General features: G+C 67.8%; 15 protein-coding genes, 2 tRNA genes and 1 pseudogene. 17 read left to right on the forward strand and 1 reads right to left on the reverse strand.

Annotated elements, in window-relative coordinates; translation table 11 throughout:
• The 6 genes from J2728_RS15885 to J2728_RS15910 form a co-directional block, all read left to right on the forward strand.
• Nucleotides 1–354 (forward strand): PTS sugar transporter subunit IIB (locus J2728_RS15885; protein WP_473701039.1); only part of this gene is annotated, 354 nt, incomplete at its 5' end.
• Nucleotides 355–758: 404 nt separating this feature from the next.
• Nucleotides 759–3,431, forward strand: coding sequence for a TonB-dependent receptor (locus tag J2728_RS15890; protein WP_310000689.1), 2,673 nt, complete (start codon nt 759–761; stop codon nt 3,429–3,431).
• A gap of 139 nt (nt 3,432–3,570) precedes the next feature.
• Complete coding sequence (locus J2728_RS15895) at nt 3,571–5,883, forward strand: alpha-N-acetylglucosaminidase (RefSeq protein ID WP_310000690.1); 2,313 nt, start codon at nt 3,571–3,573, stop codon at nt 5,881–5,883.
• Nucleotides 5,880–6,998, forward strand: a complete 1,119-nt coding sequence (locus tag J2728_RS15900) for an acyltransferase family protein (RefSeq protein WP_310000691.1) — start codon at nt 5,880–5,882, stop codon at nt 6,996–6,998. The genes J2728_RS15895 and J2728_RS15900 overlap by 4 nt, the downstream gene beginning before the upstream one ends.
• A gap of 8 nt (nt 6,999–7,006) precedes the next feature.
• Nucleotides 7,007–8,263, forward strand: coding sequence for a histidine-type phosphatase (locus J2728_RS15905; protein WP_310000692.1), 1,257 nt, complete (start codon nt 7,007–7,009; stop codon nt 8,261–8,263).
• 95 nt (nt 8,264–8,358) lie between these two features.
• Complete coding sequence (locus J2728_RS15910) at nt 8,359–10,884, forward strand: glycosyl hydrolase 115 family protein (RefSeq protein ID WP_310001206.1); 2,526 nt, start codon at nt 8,359–8,361, stop codon at nt 10,882–10,884.
• Between the two features lie 174 nt (nt 10,885–11,058).
• Here the strand turns inward: J2728_RS15910 and J2728_RS15915 are convergent.
• Nucleotides 11,059–11,133, reverse strand: a tRNA-Thr gene (locus tag J2728_RS15915).
• A 90-nt stretch (nt 11,134–11,223) separates the two neighbouring features.
• Here J2728_RS15915 and J2728_RS15920 point away from each other — a divergent pair.
• From J2728_RS15920 to J2728_RS15970, 11 genes and pseudogenes are all read left to right on the forward strand, one after another.
• Complete coding sequence (locus J2728_RS15920) at nt 11,224–11,676, forward strand: hypothetical protein (protein ID WP_310000694.1); 453 nt, start codon at nt 11,224–11,226, stop codon at nt 11,674–11,676.
• Nucleotides 11,677–11,789: 113 nt separating this feature from the next.
• Nucleotides 11,790–13,079 carry a UDP-N-acetylglucosamine 1-carboxyvinyltransferase gene (gene murA / locus J2728_RS15925; protein WP_310000695.1) on the forward strand — a complete coding sequence of 430 codons (1,290 nt, stop codon included), beginning with the start codon at nt 11,790–11,792 and terminating at the stop codon, nt 13,077–13,079.
• 2 nt (nt 13,080–13,081) lie between these two features.
• The gene (locus tag J2728_RS15930; protein ID WP_310000696.1) at nt 13,082–13,525 is read left to right on the forward strand and encodes a DUF2948 family protein; all 444 of its coding nucleotides are present in this window, start codon (nt 13,082–13,084) and stop codon (nt 13,523–13,525) included.
• A gap of 159 nt (nt 13,526–13,684) precedes the next feature.
• A complete protein-coding gene (hisD, locus tag J2728_RS15935; protein ID WP_310000697.1) occupies nt 13,685–14,983 on the forward strand; it encodes a histidinol dehydrogenase in 1,299 nt (432 codons plus the stop codon).
• A 21-nt stretch (nt 14,984–15,004) separates the two neighbouring features.
• Nucleotides 15,005–15,487 carry a UPF0262 family protein gene (locus J2728_RS15940; protein WP_310000699.1) on the forward strand — a complete coding sequence of 161 codons (483 nt, stop codon included), beginning with the start codon at nt 15,005–15,007 and terminating at the stop codon, nt 15,485–15,487.
• 5 nt (nt 15,488–15,492) lie between these two features.
• Nucleotides 15,493–15,951 (forward strand): arsenate reductase/protein-tyrosine-phosphatase family protein, encoded by a 459-nt coding sequence (locus J2728_RS15945; RefSeq protein ID WP_310000700.1) that lies wholly within the window; start codon nt 15,493–15,495, stop codon nt 15,949–15,951.
• Nucleotides 15,952–16,025: 74 nt separating this feature from the next.
• Nucleotides 16,026–16,244 carry a translation initiation factor IF-1 gene (gene infA, locus J2728_RS15950; protein ID WP_004617696.1) on the forward strand — a complete coding sequence of 73 codons (219 nt, stop codon included), beginning with the start codon at nt 16,026–16,028 and terminating at the stop codon, nt 16,242–16,244.
• A gap of 7 nt (nt 16,245–16,251) precedes the next feature.
• Nucleotides 16,252–16,845, forward strand: a complete 594-nt coding sequence (locus tag J2728_RS15955) for a Maf family nucleotide pyrophosphatase (protein WP_310000720.1) — start codon at nt 16,252–16,254, stop codon at nt 16,843–16,845.
• A 10-nt stretch (nt 16,846–16,855) separates the two neighbouring features.
• Nucleotides 16,856–17,916: pseudogene (locus J2728_RS15960) on the forward strand (ribonuclease E/G).
• Entirely contained in the window at nt 17,913–18,086 is a 174-nt protein-coding gene (locus J2728_RS15965; RefSeq protein ID WP_310000723.1) for a DNA gyrase inhibitor YacG, read from the forward strand. The pseudogene J2728_RS15960 and the gene J2728_RS15965 overlap by 4 nt, the downstream one beginning before the upstream one ends.
• Nucleotides 18,087–18,185: 99 nt before the next feature.
• Nucleotides 18,186–18,261: transfer RNA gene (locus tag J2728_RS15970), tRNA-Phe, on the forward strand.
• The last annotated feature ends 490 nt before the right edge of the window (nt 18,262–18,751 follow it).

The following is an 18,751-nucleotide window of genomic DNA, read 5'->3' on the forward strand; positions in this document are numbered from 1 at the left end:
ACCGTCGCCGGCGAGATCCGCGCCGCCCTCGGGGCCCCGCCGCCCAAGGCCCAGGCCCAGACTCAGCATCAGGCTCAGGCCCAGCCGTCCCAGGCACCCTCCGCGCCGAGCGCCCAGGACGAGGCCAAGGCCAAGGCCATCCTCGCCGCCCTCGGCGGACCCGCCAACCTGCGCGAGGTCTCCGCCAGCTCCAGCCGTCTGCGCCTGCTCCTGCAAAAACCCGCCAACCTCGACGAACCCGCCCTCGCCAACGCCGGCGCCAGAGGATGTGTCCACATCACCGACACCCTCGTCCACGTCGTCCTCGGTCCAGACGCCGACGCCGTAGGGAGGGCCATCCAGGAAGAGCTCTAGCGCCACCCCGCACGCGGCGGGGGAGTGACCAACCGGTCTCTCGACCTGGGGCTGCCGAGGATTGAACAGAGCCGCCAAATGGCCTTTTAAGAGGCATTATATTGGTATTGCATGATCCGTGTTCGATCTATTGGATGATGCGGATTAAGTAATTGAATAAAAACAAAAAATGGAGGAAATGCGCGGATGAATGTCCTTTAGCCCAGGCTTTTGTGGCGCCCAATGAACGGTCGCCATGCAAAAGCGAGCAAAATAAATGACTTAGGCTTTGCGACATTTCTGTTGCCGGCTTTAGTCTCTAGCCATGCGGGCCAAAAAAGGTACTTCAATGGTCTGCTTATTCGTCAAGGCGCGCGGTCTTGCAGCCGTATCAGCGTCGGCAGTCAAACGGGGGATATAAAAACATGATCGATCCGAAATCGAAGAACGCGGCCACGCGCCGCAAGGCTTTCACGCTCGCCCTGCTGGGCGGCGTCTGTTTCGCCGACATGGCGCTGGCCCAGACCGCGCCCGCCGCCGAAACCGAAGCGGTTGACGAAGTGATCGTCACCGCCTTCCGTAAGAGCCTGGCCACCGCCCTGGAAGTGAAGCGCAAGGACGTCCGCGTCTCGGACGGCATCTCGTCGGAAGACATCGGCAAGTTCCCGTCGGAAAACATCGCCGAGGCGATCCAGCGCATTCCGGGCGTCCAGATCTCGAACATCAACGGCCGCGGCTCGACGATCAGCATCCGGGGCCTGGGCCCGCAATACGCCCTGACCACCGTCAACGGTCAGGCCTTCAAGAGCTCGAACTTCACCGACGGCTTCCGCTACGACGTCATCCAGACGGAACTGGCCTCGGGCATCCAGGTCTACAAGTCGCCGACGGCAGAGATGGACGCCGGCGGCCTGGCCGGCACGGTCAATATCGACACGGTCCATCCGTTCGACGTGAAGGGCCGCCAGATCATCATCGCCGGCAAGGCTCAGAAGCAGGACCTGATCGGCGGCGGTCCGACCGGCAAGTACGGCCTGACCTATGTCGACCACTTCCTGGACGGCAAGCTGGGCGTCTTCCTGGGCGGCGGCTATCAGGAGCTGAAGGACCGCGGCGACTATCTGTGGATGGATCGCTGGAGCGTCAGCAATGGCACCTACACTCCGGCCCGCCTGCGCTATCGCCGCATCGACCGCGAGACCAAGCGCTCGATGCTGAACGGCGCCCTGCAGTTCAAGCCGACCAGCGATCTGCAGGTCGACGTGATCGCCACCTACGCCAAGGACAAGACCACGCAGGACGTGCACCAGCAGGTCTTCCTGTTCACGACGCCCTCGGCCTCGAACGTCGTGCCGGTTACGGTGACCAACGGCACCGCGACCAAGGTGCAGGTGAACAACTTCCGCCTCGAGAACAACCACCAGTTCGAGAACCGTCCGCAGTCGACCGGCGCCCTGACGACCAACGTCCACTATACGGGCATCGAGAACTGGGACCTGAAGGCGACCGCCCACTACTCGCGCGGCAGCGCCAAGCACAATGAAGAGGCCGCGATCCTCGGCATCAACATCCCGAGCGCGACGGTCGACATCAGCAACCCGAGCAACATCGTTTTCACGACGTCGACGCCGCTGACCGACACGGCCCAGTACAACACGTCCACCCTGATCCGGAACACCTACCCGAACGGCGCCTATCGTTCGATCGACTCGTACGAGGACGCCGCCCAGTTCGACGCCAAGCGCTTCCTCGACTGGGGCGTGCTGGAGTCGATCCAGGCCGGCGCCAAGATCCGCCACGAGGTGCTCAAGCGCAACGTCATCCGCAAGGACGGCCAGAACACCATCCCGGCGTCCTACTCGCCGACGATGGCCGCGACGGGCATCGCGATCACCAACTTCCTGGACGGCGACAATACCCTGCCGGCCGCCTGGGTCTCGCCGAACCTGCAAGCGTATCGCGATGCGCTGAAGGCCCAGGGCGTGACGGTCTACAACGCGTTCGATCCCTCGGGCAGCTTCCGCGTCGAGCGTGACCTGACCTCGTTCTACGCCATGGCCAACCTGAAGGGCGAAGTGCTGTCGAAGACCTTCCGCGGCAACGTGGGCGTCCGCAGCGAGAGCACCGACCAGACGGTGAAGGGCTATGTCGGCGGCGCCGCCAACCCGCTGAACACCGAGGTCAAGCTGATCGCGGGCACCTACACGACCAAGAAGTCGTACGACAACATCCTGCCGTCGGCGAACTTCAGCCTGGACCTGACCGACGACCTGCTGCTGCGCTTCGCCGCCGCCAAGGTGCTGGTGCGTCCGATCATCGACTCCAACAACCAGCTGGCGACCACCCGCACGACCACCACGGACACGACGGGCAAGAAGGTCAACACGATCTCGATCGGCCAAGGCGATCTGGATCCGATGACCGCCAACCAGCTCGACCTGACGCTGGAGTGGTACTACGGCCAAGGCAATGGCCTGTCGGCCGGCTACTTCTCGAAGAAGGTCAAGAACGGCGTCTTCACGTCGGTCATCTGCCCGGCTTCGTATGAAGGCGTCTCGCTGTCCAAGGACGCCACCGGCGTCTGCGTCTCGGGCGTGGGCGACACCTATTCGATCACCCAGAGCTTCAACGACGATAAGACGGTCGACATCCACGGCTACGAGTTGAACTGGCAACAGTCGTTCGACGCCCTGCTGCCGATCGACGGCTTTGGCCTGATCGCCAACTACACCCACGTGAACCCGGCGACCTCGACGACGGGCTTCCGTCTGGCCAATCTGTCGGAGCACACCGCCAACGGCACGCTGTACTGGGAAAACCAGACCTTCAGCGCCCGTGTGTCGGCCAACTACCGCAGCGCCTATGACCAGACCTCGGTCGAGAGCTTCTTCTCGGGTCCGCTGGGCCACACGGTCAAGTCGCGCACCCAGGTCGACCTGAACCTGGGCTACAACTTCAATGAACACCTGAGCTTCGCCTTCGCGGCGATGAACATCAACAACGCTCAGGAGAAGGCCTATCTGGGCAACGCCAGCCGCTGGCAGATGTCGTCCGCGACGGGCCCCAGCTACTACCTGTCGTTCCAGTACAAGATGTAACGCGTTCGGCGCGGCGCTCTCTTCCTCCCCTGAGCGCCGTGTCTTTCCTGGCCTCGTCCGCCCGTCGGACGAGGCCGTCCCCCTGGCGCCCGCCGTTTCCCTTCTCCTAGGCGGCGGGCGTCCTTTTTCGTAGATCCTGATGCCGATGAAAGCCTCTCTGAACCGACGTCAGGCGCTGATCTCCGCGGCGGCCGCCGCCATCGCGGGTCCCGCCTTCGCCGCCCCCTCCGCCAAGGGCGCCGCCGCCGCGCGCGCGAGCCTGCGAAGACTGTTTGGCTCCCGCCTCTCCGGCGTGAACCTGTCCCTGACCCCGAGCGCCGGGCGCTCCTGGTATTCGGTCAGCGGCAAGGCCGGCCAACTCTCCATTTCCGGCGATACGCCCGTGGCCCTCGTGCGCGGCGCCTATGCCTATCTGAACCAGGCGGGCCTCGCGCACATCAGCTGGGAGGGCGATCGGATCGCCCAAGGCGGCGCCTTGCCCCCGGCCTCCGGCGCGCGCGTCGAGACGCCGTTCCGCCACCGCGCCTATCTGAACACCTGCACCTACGGCTACACGACCCCCTGGTGGGGCTGGGACCGCTGGACCCGCGAGATCGACTGGATGGCGGCGCATGGCATCGACATGCCGCTGGCCATGGAAGGCCAGGAGTATGTCTGGCGCGCCCTGTGGCGCGAGTTCGGTCTGAGCGAGGCGGAACTGGCCGACTACTTCTCGGGGCCCGCCTTCACGCCCTGGCAGCGCATGGGCAACATCGAGGGCTATCGCGCGCCCCTGCCGACCCACTGGATCGACAAGAAGAAGGACCTGCAGGTCCAGATTCTGGGCCGCATGCGCTCGCTGGGCATGACCCCGATCCTGCCGGCGTTCGGGGGCTATGTGCCCAAGGCCTTCGCCCAGAAGAACCCCAAGGCCCGCATCTATCGCATGCGGCCGTGGGAGGGCTTCCACGAGACCTATTGGCTGGATCCGGCCGACCCGCTGTTCGCCAAGATCGCCGGCCGGTTCCTGGCGCTCTACACCCAGACCTACGGGACGGGGACCTACTACCTGGCGGACTCGTTCAACGAGATGCTGCCGCCGATCAACGCCGACGGCGCCGACGCGCGCGACGCGGCCTATGGCGATGGAGCCGCCAACACCGCCGCGACCAAGACCAAGGTCGAGGTCGATCCGGCGCTCAAGGCCAAGCGCCTGGCCGCCTACGGCAAGGCCATCTACGACTCGATCCGTCAGGCGCGGCCCGACGCGGTCTGGGTGATGCAGGGCTGGTTGTTCGGCGCAGACAGCCACTTCTGGGATCCGACGGCGATCTCGGCCTATCTGAGCCTGGTTCCCGACGACAAGCTGATGATCCTGGATATCGGCAACGACCGCTATCCGGCGGTCTGGAAGAACGCCAAGGCCTTCGGCGGCAAGCCGTGGATCTATGGCTACGTCCACAACTACGGCGGCAGCAATCCCGTCTACGGCGACCTCGACTACTATCGTCGGGACATCCCGGCGATCGCGGCCAATCCGGAAGCCGGCAAGCTGGCGGGTTTCGGCATGTTCCCCGAAGGCCTGCACAACAACTCGATCGTCTACGACGCGGTCTATGATCTGGCCTGGGGCGCGGGGCAGGAGTCGCTGTCGGCTTGGCTTTCGACCTACGCCCGCGCGCGCTACGGCAAGACCTCGCCGCAGCTGGACGCGGCGCTGGGGCAGCTGGTCGAGGCCGCCTATTCGACCCGCTACTGGTCGCCGCGCTGGTGGAAAAGCAAGGCCGGGGCCTATCTCTTCTTCAAGCGTCCGACCGCGACGATCGGCGAGTTCCCGCCGCATCCGGGCGACCGCGTCAAGCTGGAGGCGGCCGTCCAGGCGCTGACGGCGCTGGCCCCGGCCTATGCGAACGAGCCGCTGTTCACGTTGGACCTGGTCGACGCCACGCGTCACCTGGCGACGATGAAGATCGATGACCATCTGCAGTCGGCCGTCGCCGCCTATCGTCGCGGCGACGTGGCCGCCGGCGACCGGGCGCGCGTCGAGATCGAGGCGCTGGCGCTGTCGATCGACAAGCTGCTGGGCGTCCAGCCCGAGACCCTGGCCACCTGGATCGACGACGCCCGCGCCTATGGCGACACGCCCGCCGACGCGGCGGCCTATGTCGCCAACGCCAAGGCCCAGGTCACCGTCTGGGGCGGGGAGGGCAACCTCAACGACTACGCCTCCAAGGCCTGGCAAGGCCTCTATCGCGGCTTCTATCTGCCGCGCTGGTCGATGTTCCTCGACGCGCTGAAGGCGGCTGGGACCGGGACGTTCGACGAGGCCTCGGCCGTCCGCGCCAGCATCGCCTGGGAGCGCGCCTGGGTGGACGCCGAGGTCGCCTATCGCCGCGACAAGCCCGCCGACCCGATCGGCGAGATAAAGACCCTGGTCACAATGATCGGCCGGGGCGGGGAGAAGACCGCATGAGCAAGCCCGCCGCCCGTTTCCTATCCCTGGACGTGTTCCGGGGGCTGACGGTCTGCCTGATGATCGTCGTCAACACCGCGGGTCCGGGCGCCAAGGCCTACACCCAGCTGGTGCACGCGCCGTGGTTCGGCTTCACGGCGGCGGACGCGGTGTTTCCCTCGTTCCTGTTCGCGGTCGGCTGCTCGATGGCCTTCGCCTTCTCGCGGCCGATCCCGACCAATGAGTTCCTGGCCAAGGTGCTGCGGCGCGCGGCCCTGATCTTCCTGCTCGGCTTCCTGATGTACTGGTTCCCGTTCGTGAAGAAGGTCGACGGGCACTGGGCGCTGATCCCGTTCGCCGACACCCGGGTCATGGGCGTGCTTCAGCGGATCGCGCTCTGCTACATGCTGGCCGCCTTCGCCGTGCGCTGGCTGTCGCCGCGTCTGATCGTGGCGCTGTCGGCCGTGCTGCTGCTGGGCTACTGGGCGATTCTGATGACGCTTGGCGATCCGGCCGCGCCGCTGTCCAAGCTGGGCAACGCCGGCACGCATCTCGATCTCTTCCTGATCGGCCAGAACCACCTCTATCGCAAGGACGGTGGCTTCGATCCCGAGGGGCTGCTGGGCACGCTGCCGTCGACCGTCAACGTGCTGGCCGGTTACCTCGCCGCGCGGTTCCTGAAGGAAAATCCCGGATCGCGAAGCGCCATGGCGCGGATGGCGATCGCGGGCGTCGTGCTGATCCTGGCCGGTTTGGCCTGGAGCCCGCTGTTCCCGATCGCCAAGAAGCTGTGGACCGGCAGCTTCGTGCTGCTGACCGTCGGCATCGACCTCGTCCTGCTCGCCGGACTGACCAAGCTGCTGGAAGGCCGCGATCCGAATCCCGGGACCTATTTCTTCCAGGTGTTCGGCCTCAATCCGCTGGTGATCTACCTTTTCTCCGAGCTGTTCGTGATCGTCCTGGGCATGATCGAGGTGGCGCCGGGCGTGGGGATCTACGAGTGGGTCGGCGTCAACATCTTCCAGGCGATGGCTCCGGGCGCGTTCGGCTCGCTGCTCTGCGCGGTGGCCTACCTGTTGGTCTGCTGGCTGCTGGGTTATGTCATGGCGCGTCGCGGTATCGTCGTGAAGCTGTAGGAGCCGTCATGCGCTTGTCCTCTCGCATCGCGGCGGTCGCCATCGCCCTGGCGTCGGCGACCGCCGCGTCGGCCGACACGCTTGAGAAGGTCGTGATCCTCAGCCGTCATGGCGTCCGCGCGGCGATGTCCTCGCCGGAGCGCCTGGAGGAGGCCTCGGCTCGGCCCTGGCCGCGCTTCGAGGTTCCCGCCGGCCATCTAACGGAGCGCGGCGGGACTCTCGTCGCGCGGATGGGCGACTACTATCGCCAATACTACGTCGCCCAGGGGCTGCTGAAGCCGGGCGACTGCTCGGCCGTCTATGCCTGGGCCAACGTCACCCAGCGCACCATCGCCACGGGGCGGGCCTATGCCGACGCCCTGGCCCCTGGCTGCGCGATCACCGTCAACACGGTGGGCGAGGGCAATAATGATCCGATGTTCGAGCCCGCGAAGGCCGGGTTCGTCAAGGTCGATCACGCCCTGGCCCGAGCGGCCGTGGCGGGCCGCGTCGGTGGCGACCTGACCGCCTGGAGCGCCAGCCATCGCCAGGAGGCCGAGCAGCTCGACGCCCTGCTGATGCAATGCGGCAAGGGCCCGTGCCCGCCGTCGCCTGGCAAGCGCCGCGTGCTCGACGCCAGGCCTGGCTTCGTGGATGGCGAAGACCTCGCCGGCGTCTCTGGCCCCGAGGCCTTCGCGTCCGGCGTCACCGAGAGCCTGCTGATGGCCTGGGCCGACGGTCGCGACTTCGCCGGCCTGGGCTGGAAGGGCCTCGACGAGGAAGCCCTGACCCGCTCGTTCTTCCTGCACCAGGCCGAGTTCGACCTGCGCCTGCGCACGCCCTACGTCGCGCGCGTTCTCGCCGGCCATCTCGCCGACCGCGTGCTGGCCACCGTCGAGAGCGGCGTCAAACCGAACGCGGCCTCGATCGGCCCCGCCGACGCGAAGCTGGTGGTGATCTCGGGCCACGACGGCACGCTCGCCTCGCTCGGCGGCCTGCTGCGGATGGAGTGGGCCTTGCCGGGCTACCAGCCCAACCAGATCCAGCCGGGCGGCGCCCTGGTGTTCGAGCGCTGGAAGCGCGACGACGGCGCGCGCGTGGTTCGCGTCCGTTTCACCGGCCAGAGTCTGTCCCAGCTGCGGAGCATGACCACCCTGGACGCCAAGACCCCGCCGCTGTCGGCGCCGGTGTTCATCCAGGGCTGTGGCACGGCGACCCCGGCCTTCGATTGCCGGCTGGAAGACTTCGAAGCGGTCGTGCGTCGCGCGACTCGCGCGGACGGCTGAAAGCCGCTCAGGCGGCCACGGGAACGTCGCCCAGCGAATGGGCGCGAAGGCGACGCCGCTTAGCGTCGCGAGTAGGGAGTATGGTGATGAAGTGGATGCACGTCGCGGCGGTCTGCGCCTTGGCCTTGGCCTCCTCGGCCGTTCCGAGCCGCGCGGTCTTGGCCGCCAGCGTATCGAGCCGCGCCGTCGCCGAGTCCGCGCCGATCTTCGCCGATGGTCCCGTCCGGGGCGGCTTTCAATTGGTGGGGGCCGGCGTGGTCCCGACCATCGTGGTCGATCCGGCCGACGCCGCCGTCGTGCGCCACGCCGCCAATGATCTTTCCGACGACATCCAGACCGTCACCGGCCAGCGCGCGGCGGTCGCCGCCGCGCCCGCGGGCAAGACCGCGATCCTGGTCGGCACGCTGGGCCAGAGCCAGCTGATCGACCGGTTGGTCGCCGCCAAGCGAGTCGACGTCTCGCGCCTGAAGGGCGCTTGGGAGAGCTTCGTCATCGCGGCCGTCGACCGTCCCCTGCCCGGCGTCGACAAGGCCCTGGTCGTGATCGGCGGCGACCGACGGGGGACCGCGTTCGGCGTCTACGAAGTGGCTCAGGCCATGGGCGTGTCGCCCTGGGCCTGGTGGGCGGACGTGACGCCCAAGCGTCGCGAGACCCTGTTCGTTCGCGCCGGCGTCCATCGCTTCGGCCCGCCGTCGGTCCGCTATCGCGGCGTCTTCGTCAACGACGAGGACTGGGGGCTCTATCCCTGGGCGGTGAAGACCTTCGATCCCGAGCGCGGCGACATCGGTCCCAAGACCTACCGCAAGGTCTTCACCCTGCTGCTGCGCTTGAAGGCCAACACCCTGTGGCCGGCGATGCACCACACCACCGCGCCGTTCAATTCCGATCCGGCCAACGCCAAGCTGGCCGAGGAGTACGGCATCGTCATGGGCTCGTCCCACGCCGAAGCCATGCTGCGCAACAATGTCGGCGAGTGGAAGGACGACCCGGCCAAGTTCAACTACGCGACCAATCCCGAGGGCGTGAAGGCCTACTGGGAAGAGCGCGCCAAGGCCAACGCCGGCTATGAGAGCCTGTGGACCGTCGGCATGCGCGGCATCCACGACACGGGCATGGTCGGCCCCAAGACCACCGAGGAAAAGGTCGCCCTGCTGGACAAGATCATCGCCGACCAGCGCGAGATCCTCGGCCGGAACGTCAACGCGGACGTCGCCAAGGTCCCTCAGATTTTCGTGCCCTATAAGGAAGTGCTGGGCGTCTACCGCGCCGGGCTGAAGGTCCCCGACGACGTGACCATTGTCTGGCCGGACGACAACTTCGGCTACATCCGCCAGTTCGCCAGCGCCGAGGAAGCCGCGCGCAAGGGCGGGGCGGGGGTCTATTATCACCTGTCGTACCTGGGCTATCCGCTAGCCTATATGTGGCTTTCGACCACGCCGCCGGCCCTGGTGCAGGAGGAGATGATCCACGCCTGGGACAAGGGCGCCCGCAACGTCTGGATCGCCAATGTCGGCGACATCAAGCCCGCCGAGATCGGGACCAGCCATTTCTTGGAGATGGCCTGGGACATCGACCGCTGGCGGGGCAAGACCCAGAAGCAGTTCCTGAGCGACTGGACGGCGCGCAACCTGGGCCCTGATCTGGCGGCCAAGACCGCCGACCTGATGGACCGCTACTACCGCCTGAACTTCGAGCGGCGGCCCGAGCACCTGGAATGGCAACCCAAGGCCGAAAGCCGGCACCTGTCGAGCTACACGCCCGAGGAGGTCAACGCCCGCCTGAAGGCCTTCCGCGTCCTGGTGGACGAGACCAAGGCCGCGGGCCAGCGGGTCCCGCCCGATCTGCGCGACGCCTGGTTCGAGCTGGTGGAATTCCCGATCCGTATCTCGGCCGCCGCCAACACGCGGTTCTTCGCGGCCGAGCGGTACAACGAGCTGATCGACAGCCAGCAGGCCATGGCCCGCTCGGCCGGCGGCGCGGCGGTCGAGGCCCAGGCCGAGATCACCGCCCTGACCGATCGCTTCAACAACCAGATCGCCGGCGGCAAGTGGCGCTGGTTGATGCCGGAGGAGCCCGCCGACAGCCAGTGGCGCATCTATCGCGCCCGCTCGATCCCGCTGCCGGGCGCGGGCCTGACCGCCGACTCGGGCAAGTTCCTTAGCGTCGTCGACAACGCCGGCCCCACGGGCTCCCTGACGACCGAGGCCGAGGCCTTCACGGCCAACACCGGCTGGCGTCTGGTCGAGGGCGTCGGGCGGGGGAAGGGCGTCATGATCGCCGACGCCGCCGGCGCGTCGCTGTCCTTCAAGGTCGAGGCGACCTCCCCAGGGCTTGGCCTGCAACTGGGCGTGCTGCCGATCTTCCCGGACGGGCAAGGCGGCGAGATCGCTCTGGATGTCAGCATCGACGGGGGTCCGGTTCAGCGCGTGTCCTGGCCGCGCGCCGTGGGGTCGCCGGCCTGGGCGCAGGGCGTGCTCGACAACTTGCTGAAAGCCTCCGTGGGACCCACGCTGTCGCCCGGCGCGCACACGGTCCAGGTGGTCGCCCGGACGGGGCGTGTCGCGCTGGACCAGCTCCGCCTCGCCGCGCCCGAGGACGTTCCGACGCACGAGAACCACTGACACACGCCCATGCGCCGGCGGCCGCCTCCTGGCGGTCGCCGGAAGCGCTCATGGGGCTGCTCACCCGCCGGACAGCGTCCGCGCGGGGAAACGCGCGTTCGCGCCTAAGGCGCTGCAATATCTAGATTGTCTGGGGAAGTGGTGGGGACCCAAGTGAAGTCACTTGGGTCCCCATGGTGCCGCCGGGCAGGATTGAACTGCCGACCTCAGCCTTACCAAGGATGCGCTCTACCACTGAGCTACGGCGGCGACGAGGAGGGGGCGTATAGCGAGGAGAATCGCGAACGCCAAGCCCAAAATCGTCTTGACCGGACAACTTTGTCGCCGCACCCCGACGATATGCCGACCAGCGACGACAAGACGACCCGCGAGGCCAAGCTCGCCGAGGCGCTCAGGACCAACCTCCGCAAGCGCAAAGCCGCGTCGCGTGGGGTTTCCAGCGATTTCGACCCCGCGATCGAGGCCGCGCGCGCCGCGCCCCTGCCGTATAACGTCGTTCGGAAGTTGCTGGGGATAAGTCACCGCGATGGTTCGCGAACCGAGCTGTGCGTCGAATTCTCCGTCCCGTTCCCGAATCCGGACGGGGAGGGCTGGGCGGTCGCGGTGCGCCTGACCGGCGACGGCGGCCAGTTCGACACCGACTTCGGGAAGGCCGCGTTCGGGCGCGACGGGCTGGCGGCGACCCGTAAGGCGATCGATCTCGCCCAGGTGGCGCTGGACATCGCTGGCGCCACGCATGACCTGCGCTGGCCGGACGACGAGCGGCCCTACGACCTCTCCGCGCCGATCTAGAGGGCCAAATTTCGCGGGGAAGCCCTTGCAACCCCTCTTGCAACGGATAGAACCCGCCCCTCACATGTGAGCCGCGCCGAGCACCCCCCGCTTGGACGCGTTCGAGGGACCTAATGGATCGCATCGCCATCACCGGCGGCGCGCGGTTGAACGGGACGATCCCGGTCAGCGGCGCCAAGAACTCGGCCATCAAGCTGATGGCGGCCAGCCTGCTCACCGACGAGCCGCTGCGCCTGACGAACATGCCGCGCCTGGCGGACACGCGCTTCCTGGGCAAGCTGCTGACGCGCCTGGGCGTCCAAGTCACCGAGAGCGACGGCCCCGATGGCCAGCAGACCCTCCTGCACGCGCCGGAGATCATGAGCGGCTTCGCGCCCTACGACCTGGTCCGTCAGATGCGCGCCTCTTTCAACGTGCTGGGCCCGCTGGTCGCCCGCTCGGGCCAGGCCAAGGTTTCGCTGCCGGGGGGCTGCACGATCGGCGCGCGTCCGGTCGACCTGCACCTGCAGGCGCTTGAGGCCCTGGGCGCCAAGATCGACCTGCACGAAGGCTACGTCTACGCCCAGGCCCCGCGCGGCCTGAAGGGCGCGGAGATCACCTTCCCGATCGTTTCGGTCGGCGCGACCGAGCACGCCATGCTGGCCGCCGTTCTGGCCGATGGCGTCACCGTGATCCACAACGCCGCCTGCGAGCCGGAACTGGCCGACCTGCAGGACTGCCTGAACGCCATGGGCGCCAAGGTCGAGGGCGCCGGCACGCCGACCATCACCATCACCGGCGTCGCCCGCCTGAAGGGCGCGACCCACGCGGTGATCCCCGACCGGATCGAGATGGGCACCTACGCCGTCGCCGCCGCCATGGCTGGCGGCGAGGTGCGCCTGACCAACGCCCGTCCGGGCCTGATCGACGCGCTGCTGGACAAGCTCAAGGAAGCCGGCGCGGGCGTCGAGCCCACCGCCGATGGCGTCATCATCCGCCGCAACGGCCAGCGCCTCGACTCGGTCGATGTCGAGACCGCGCCGTTCCCGGGCTTCGCCACCGACCTGCAGGCGCAGTTCATGGCCCTGATGACGACGGCCAAGGGCGAAAGCCGCATCCGCGAGACGATCTTCGAGAACCGCTTCATGCACGCCCCCGAGCTGATGCGCCTAGGCGCGGACATCTCGGTGTCCGGCGGCGAGGCCCGCGTGCGCGGCGTCGAGCAGCTGGAAGGCGCCGAGGTCATGGCCACCGACCTGCGCGCCTCGGTCAGCCTGGTGATCGCCGGCCTGGTCGCGCGCGGCGAGACGACCGTCTCGCGCATCTATCACCTCGACCGCGGCTTCGAGCGGCTGGAAGAAAAGCTGGGCGCCTGCGGCGCTCAGGTCCGTCGCATCAAGGGCGACGGCGAGGCGGAGCTCTAGCCGTGGCCGACGCCGCCAAGCCCCTTCGCCTGCTGGCCCATGACGCCGAGGATCTGGCCGTGCTGTCGGCCGCCTTGCAGGACGCGGTCGCCAAGATCGGCGACATCCGCTGGGACGCTCAGGGCCGCACCCTCACCGTCGCCTGCAACCGCTTCCGCTGGGAAGCGACGGGCCAGCGCGCCAAGGCGGGCGAGCGCGTGCGCTCGGCGTTGCAGTTCGGCGACGTGACGGGCGTCCAGGCCCGCAACCTCCGCCGCGACGCCAAGGGCGCGGTGGTCGAGCTGCTGTCGATCGGCTTCGAGGCGGGGCAGGAGGCGCCCGCTGGCGTCGTCACCCTGACCTTCGCCGGCGGCGGCGACATGCGGGTGACGGTGGATTGCCTGGACGTGGCCCTCGCCGACGTCTCCGATCCGTGGAGCACGCCGCGCACGCCGGGGCACGACTAAAATCCTCCCCCTAGCCGGGGAGGCGTCGGCTCGAAGAGACGACGGAGGGGGGAAAGCAGGCTCGCAAGAACTTCCCCCTTCGGTCCTTCGGACCACCTCCCCCGCCAGGGGGAGGATTTGGCTCTTGCATACCGGCGTAAAAGCCGCATCTAGCAGCGCATGCGCCGCTTTTCTTTCTCCGCTCCGGATTTCCAGGCCGCCTTCAAGGCCTTCCTCGATGAACGCCGGGGCTCGCCGGCCGATGTCGACGCCGCCGCGCGCGACGTGCTGGAGGCGGTCAAGGCGCATGGGATCGAGGCGGTGCTCGACTTCAGCCGCAAGTTCGACAAGGTCGAGCTGACCGCCGAGACGATCCGGGTCACGCCGGATGAGATCGAGGCCGGGTGGGCGGCCACGCCCGCCGACGTGCGCGAGGCCATCGCCTTCGCCGCCGCTCGCATCCGCGCCTATCACAGCCGCCAGCACCCGGCCGACCAGGCCTGGACCGACGAGGCCGGCGTCGAGCTCGGCTGGCGCTGGACGCCCTTGGAGGCCGTGGGCGTCTATGTTCCGGGCGGCCGCGCGGCCTATCCCTCGACCGTGCTGATGAACGCCGTGCCGGCCCAGGTGGCGGGCGTCGACCGCATCGCCATGGTCACCCCGCCCGGCAAGCTGCAGCCGGCCGTGCTGGCCGCCGCCAAGGAAGCCGGCGTCACCGAGATCTGGCGCATCGGCGGGGCCCAGGCCGTCGCCGCGCTCGCCTATGGCGCGGGGCCGATCCAGCCGGTCGACAAGATCGTCGGGCCGGGAAACGCCTTCGTCACCGCCGCCAAGCGCCGTCTGTACGGCGTGGTCGGCATCGACGCCCTGGCCGGTCCCTCGGAAATCGTGGTCGTGGCCGACAACAAGAACAATCCCGACTGGATCGCCGCCGATCTGCTCAGCCAGGCCGAACACGACCCGGCCGCCCAGTCGATCCTGATCACCGACGACGAAGCCTTCGCCGCCGCCGTCGAGGAAGCGGTCACGGCCCGTCTGAAGACCCTGGCCACCGGCGAGGACGCCGCCGCCTCGTGGCGCGACCACGGCGCGGTGATCATCGCTCCCTTGGACGAGAGCCCGGCCCTGGTCGACGCCATCGCGCCCGAGCACGTCGAGTTCGCGATGGACAACCCCGAGCGGCTGTCCGACCGCGTCCGCCACGCCGGCGCGATCTTCCTGGGGCGCGTGACGCCGGAGGCGATCGGCGACTACGTGGCGGGGTCCAACCACGTGCTGCCGACCAGCCGCGCGGCACGCTTCCAGTCGGGTCTGTCGATCTACGACTTCATCAAGCGCACCTCGATCGTGAAGTGCGACGCCGCCTCGTTCGGGATTCTGGGACCGCACACCGTGGCGCTGGCCAAGGCCGAGGGTCTGCCGGCGCACGCCCTTTCGGCGGAAATCCGCCTTCCTGGCAGGTTGCCTTCCGACGTCTGACGCGCGAACCTCCCGCGCCAGATGAGCCCGCCAGACGACCGCGCCCGCCAACGGATCCAATCGATCGAGATCGACGAGCAGAGTCTCGCGGCCGTTTCACGCGACCAGGAGCAGGAGCGTCAGGTCGCGATCTTCGATCTGCTGGACGGAAACTACTTCGAGCCGGCCGAGGCCCAGGGCGGGCCGTATGACGTCAAGCTGTCGCTGATCGAGAATCGCCTCGCGTTCGACATCGTCGGGCCGGGCTATGCACGGCGCCACCTGCTGTCGCTGTCGCCGTTCCGGGGCGTGATCAAGGACTACTTCCTGATCTGCGACAGCTATTACGCGGCGATCCGCAATTCGACGCCGCAGCAGATCGAGGCCTTGGACATGGGCCGGCGCGGCCTGCACAACGAAGGATCGAACCTGCTGCGCGAGCGGCTGGAGGGCAAGGTGAAGACCGACCTCGACACCGCCCGGCGGCTCTTCACCCTGATCTGCGCCCTGCACTGGCGGGGATAGCGCCAGTGCCCGACTCGCTGCCCGACGCGGTGCTGTTCGCCTGCAACTACAACCGCGTGCGCTCGCCGATGGCCGAGGGGCTGTTCAAGCGCTTCTACGGCAAGCGGGCCTTCGTCGATTCTTGTGGGCTGAAAGGCGATCCGACGGGCGAGGGTGTCGACCCGTTCGTCGTGGCGGTGATGGATGAGCTGGGCCTCGACGTCTCCGACCACAAGCCCAAGACCTTCGCCGAACTCGAGGACGGCAGCTTCGACGTCGTGGTTTCGCTGACACCCGAGGCGCAGCACCGGGCGGTCGAGCTGTCCCGAGACCGAGCCGTCGAGATCGAGTACTGGCCGACCCACGATCCCACCCTTGTCGATGGCTCGCGCGAGGCTCGGATGGAGGCCTATCGCGAGGTCCGAGACGCCCTCGCGGGCGCCATCAAGCAACGTTTCGGCGCGCCATCGACGTTTGGGGGGTAATTGCGTTATAGAGGCGCCTCGCCGCGAGGACCCTCGTCTTCGCGGCAATCCGATTCGTCCCTTTGAGAGGCCTGATGGCTAAGGAAGAACTGCTCGAGTTTCCCGGCACGGTCAGCGAATTGCTGCCCAACGCCACGTTCCGCGTGAAGCTGGAAAACGATCACGAGATCATCGCCCACACCGCCGGCAAGATGCGCAAGAACCGCATCCGCGTCCTGGCCGGCGACAAGGTCCTGGTCGAAATGACCCCCTACGACCTGACCAAGGGCCGTATCACCTACCGCTTCAAGTAAGACGCCGATGGCTCAGACGACGGCCGCCCAGCCGGCGCTGGTGCTGGCCAGCGCGAGCCCCCGGCGCCTCGACCTGCTGGCCCAGGTCGGCGTCACGCCCGACCGGGTCGATCCCGCCGACATCGACGAGACCCCGCTGCTCGACGAGACTCCGCGCCGCCATGCCCTGCGCTTGGCGGTGGAGAAGGCGCGCGCCGTCGCCGTCCGGGCGCCAGGCGACTTTGTCCTGGCCGCCGACACCGTGGTGGCCGTCGGCCGTCGCATCCTGCCCAAGGCCGAGATCGAGGCCGACGTTCTCTACTGTCTCAAGTTGCTGTCTGGGCGGAACCACAAGGTGTTAACCGGCGTGGCCCTGATCGCGCCGGATGGCCGCCAGGGCTCGCGCCTGGTCGAGACCAAGGTCGGCTTCAAGCGCCTCTCGGACGCCGAGCGCGACGGCTATGTCGCCAGCGGCCAGTGGAAGGGCAAGGCGGGCGGTTACGGTGTCCAGGGCCTGGCCGGCGGGTTCATCACCGACCTGCAAGGTTCTTATCCCAGCGTGGTGGGCCTGCCCCTCTACGAGACGCTGAACCTGCTCTCCGGCCTGGGCTATCGCGGATGAGCGCCAAATCATGAGCGCCAAATCATGAGCGAGAGACGGGCCTATCTTTACAAGGGCGTCGGCGAGACCGTCGGGGTCGTCACCCTGGACGGTCGTCCCGAGCGCCTGTTCGTCTCCTGGCCCACGGACGATCCGCTGGACGCCGAGGGCGTGAGCGGCGTCGCGCGGGTGAAGAAGATCGAGAAGACCTTCGCCTCGGCCTTCGTCGCCTTGCCAGGCGGCCAGGACGTGATCCTGCCGCTGCGGCCCGACATGCCCAAGCTCGTCGAGGGCGGCCTCGTCGAGATCGAGATCAAGACCGCCTCGCGCCAGGGCAAGGCCGCCGTCGCCCGCTTCGTGGCGGAAGGCGAGGGCGAGCCGCACGTGCTGGCCGCCGCGCCGACCGTCGAGGAGCGTCTTCGGCAATCCGTGAAGGCGGGCTCGCCGACGACCGGCGACAAGGCCTTGCAAGCGGTGGAGGAGGCCGAGGCCGACGCCCTGGCCACGATCTTCGCCCTTCCGGGCGGCGGCGACATCGCCGTCGAGCCGACGCGGGCCCTGACCGCCGTCGATGTCGATCTCGGCGCGCGCGAGGCTTCCGATTCGAAACGCGCCGCGCGGCAAGCCAACATGGCGGCGCTCAGCGTCGCGGCGCGCGTGCTACGCCTCAAGGGGCTCGGGGGAATCATCGTCTTCGACCTGGTCGGTCGCGGCCACGACGGCCAGGCGCTGACCACGGCGGCTCGCAACGCCTTCGCGGCCGACAATCCCGGAGTCGGCGTGGGCGCGATCAGCAAGTTCGGCACGCTGGAGATGATCGTGCCGCGCCGCGCGCCGCCGATCCTAGATCGCCTCCTGACGCCAACGGGCGCCCCGAATCCTCGTCATCAGGCTCGCCGGTTGGCGCGCGCGCTGGAGCGCGAGGGCAGGGCGCAGGGGGGCGCGCGCTTGACGGCCCGCTGCTCGCCCGCCGTGGCCGAGGCCTTCGTCGCCGAGCTGGACGGGGGCGTCGCCGAGCGTCTCGGGCGCCGTTTCGCCATCGAACCCATGACCAATTGGCCCGATGACCGCATGGAGGTGTTCGCCGCATGAGCACGGGATGCCCTATTTGCGGCAAGCCGGTCGAAAAGGCTTTCCGCCCCTTCTGTTCCAAGCGTTGCGCGGACGTCGACCTGCAGCGGTGGCTGAGCGACCGATACGTCGTTCCGGGCGGCGAGGACTCCGACGAGAATCCGTCCTCGGAAGCCATCAACAGGGAATGATAAAAGGGCGCTGGACTTCGCCGCGCGCCTTCTCTATAGACCCGGCTCCTCGCTTCACGGCGAGGTCGCCGGGGCGGTTTCGGACCGCCAAGCGCAGATGCCTGGGTAGCTCAGTTGGTAGAGCAGCGGATTGAAAATCCGCGTGTCGCTGGTTCGATTCCGGCCCCAGGCACCACCTCCCTCCTAAACTTCACCGCCGCGTTTGACGGATTTTCATGGCGCCGCTTTGCCCGGCCAAGCGTGGTGTCTTCGCTCTGGGGCGAGGTTTTGATCGCCCGCCAACACCGCCATCTGCCAAGTCGGCGGGCGCCTTGCCTCATCGACCATTGTTTTGTTGCCTTGCTGCAGTGCAGCATCGCTAATCTTCTTGTCAGGGGAAAAACGCCCCGTTTTCCCGAAAAGTCCTTTGTGCGTCGCGGTAAATGGCGGGGTCGCCAGGGAAGTACGACGATTTTGTGCCCAAACGAGCCCCTTGACGGTGCGAAAAGGGGTTGCCAAAGGACCACAGCCGCAATTCTAACATTGCGGTAAGACCGGAGCCCCTTCAGAGGGGCGTCGGTCGCACGCGCTTCGAAACGATCCTTCTGGAGGCCTAGTCCTCGTTGAGGGGCGTAACGGGTCGAGCGCAGCGAAGCGGGTCCGTCCCGAGGGGAGAGAAATCAATC

It is taken from the genome of Caulobacter segnis (genome assembly GCF_031454995.1).
GTDB lineage: Bacteria > Pseudomonadota > Alphaproteobacteria > Caulobacterales > Caulobacteraceae > Caulobacter > Caulobacter segnis_E.

What these genes read in the sequence shown, in the direction of transcription:
- J2728_RS15965 (WP_310000723.1), top strand. Translation starts at nt 17,913, where the DNA reads ATGAGCACGGGATGCCCTATTTGCGGCAAGCCGGTCGAAAAGGCTTTC.
- infA (WP_004617696.1), top strand. Translation starts at nt 16,026, where the DNA reads ATGGCTAAGGAAGAACTGCTCGAGTTTCCCGGCACGGTCAGCGAATTG.
- J2728_RS15905 (WP_310000692.1), top strand. Translation starts at nt 7,007, where the DNA reads ATGCGCTTGTCCTCTCGCATCGCGGCGGTCGCCATCGCCCTGGCGTCG.
- J2728_RS15920 (WP_310000694.1), top strand. Translation starts at nt 11,224, where the DNA reads ATGCCGACCAGCGACGACAAGACGACCCGCGAGGCCAAGCTCGCCGAG.
- J2728_RS15955 (WP_310000720.1), top strand. Translation starts at nt 16,252, where the DNA reads ATGGCTCAGACGACGGCCGCCCAGCCGGCGCTGGTGCTGGCCAGCGCG.
- J2728_RS15910 (WP_310001206.1), top strand. Translation starts at nt 8,359, where the DNA reads ATGCACGTCGCGGCGGTCTGCGCCTTGGCCTTGGCCTCCTCGGCCGTT.
- J2728_RS15895 (WP_310000690.1), top strand. Translation starts at nt 3,571, where the DNA reads ATGCCGATGAAAGCCTCTCTGAACCGACGTCAGGCGCTGATCTCCGCG.
- hisD (WP_310000697.1), top strand. Translation starts at nt 13,685, where the DNA reads ATGCGCCGCTTTTCTTTCTCCGCTCCGGATTTCCAGGCCGCCTTCAAG.
- murA (WP_310000695.1), top strand. Translation starts at nt 11,790, where the DNA reads ATGGATCGCATCGCCATCACCGGCGGCGCGCGGTTGAACGGGACGATC.
- J2728_RS15940 (WP_310000699.1), top strand. Translation starts at nt 15,005, where the DNA reads ATGAGCCCGCCAGACGACCGCGCCCGCCAACGGATCCAATCGATCGAG.
- J2728_RS15900 (WP_310000691.1), top strand. Translation starts at nt 5,880, where the DNA reads ATGAGCAAGCCCGCCGCCCGTTTCCTATCCCTGGACGTGTTCCGGGGG.
- J2728_RS15890 (WP_310000689.1), top strand. Translation starts at nt 759, where the DNA reads ATGATCGATCCGAAATCGAAGAACGCGGCCACGCGCCGCAAGGCTTTC.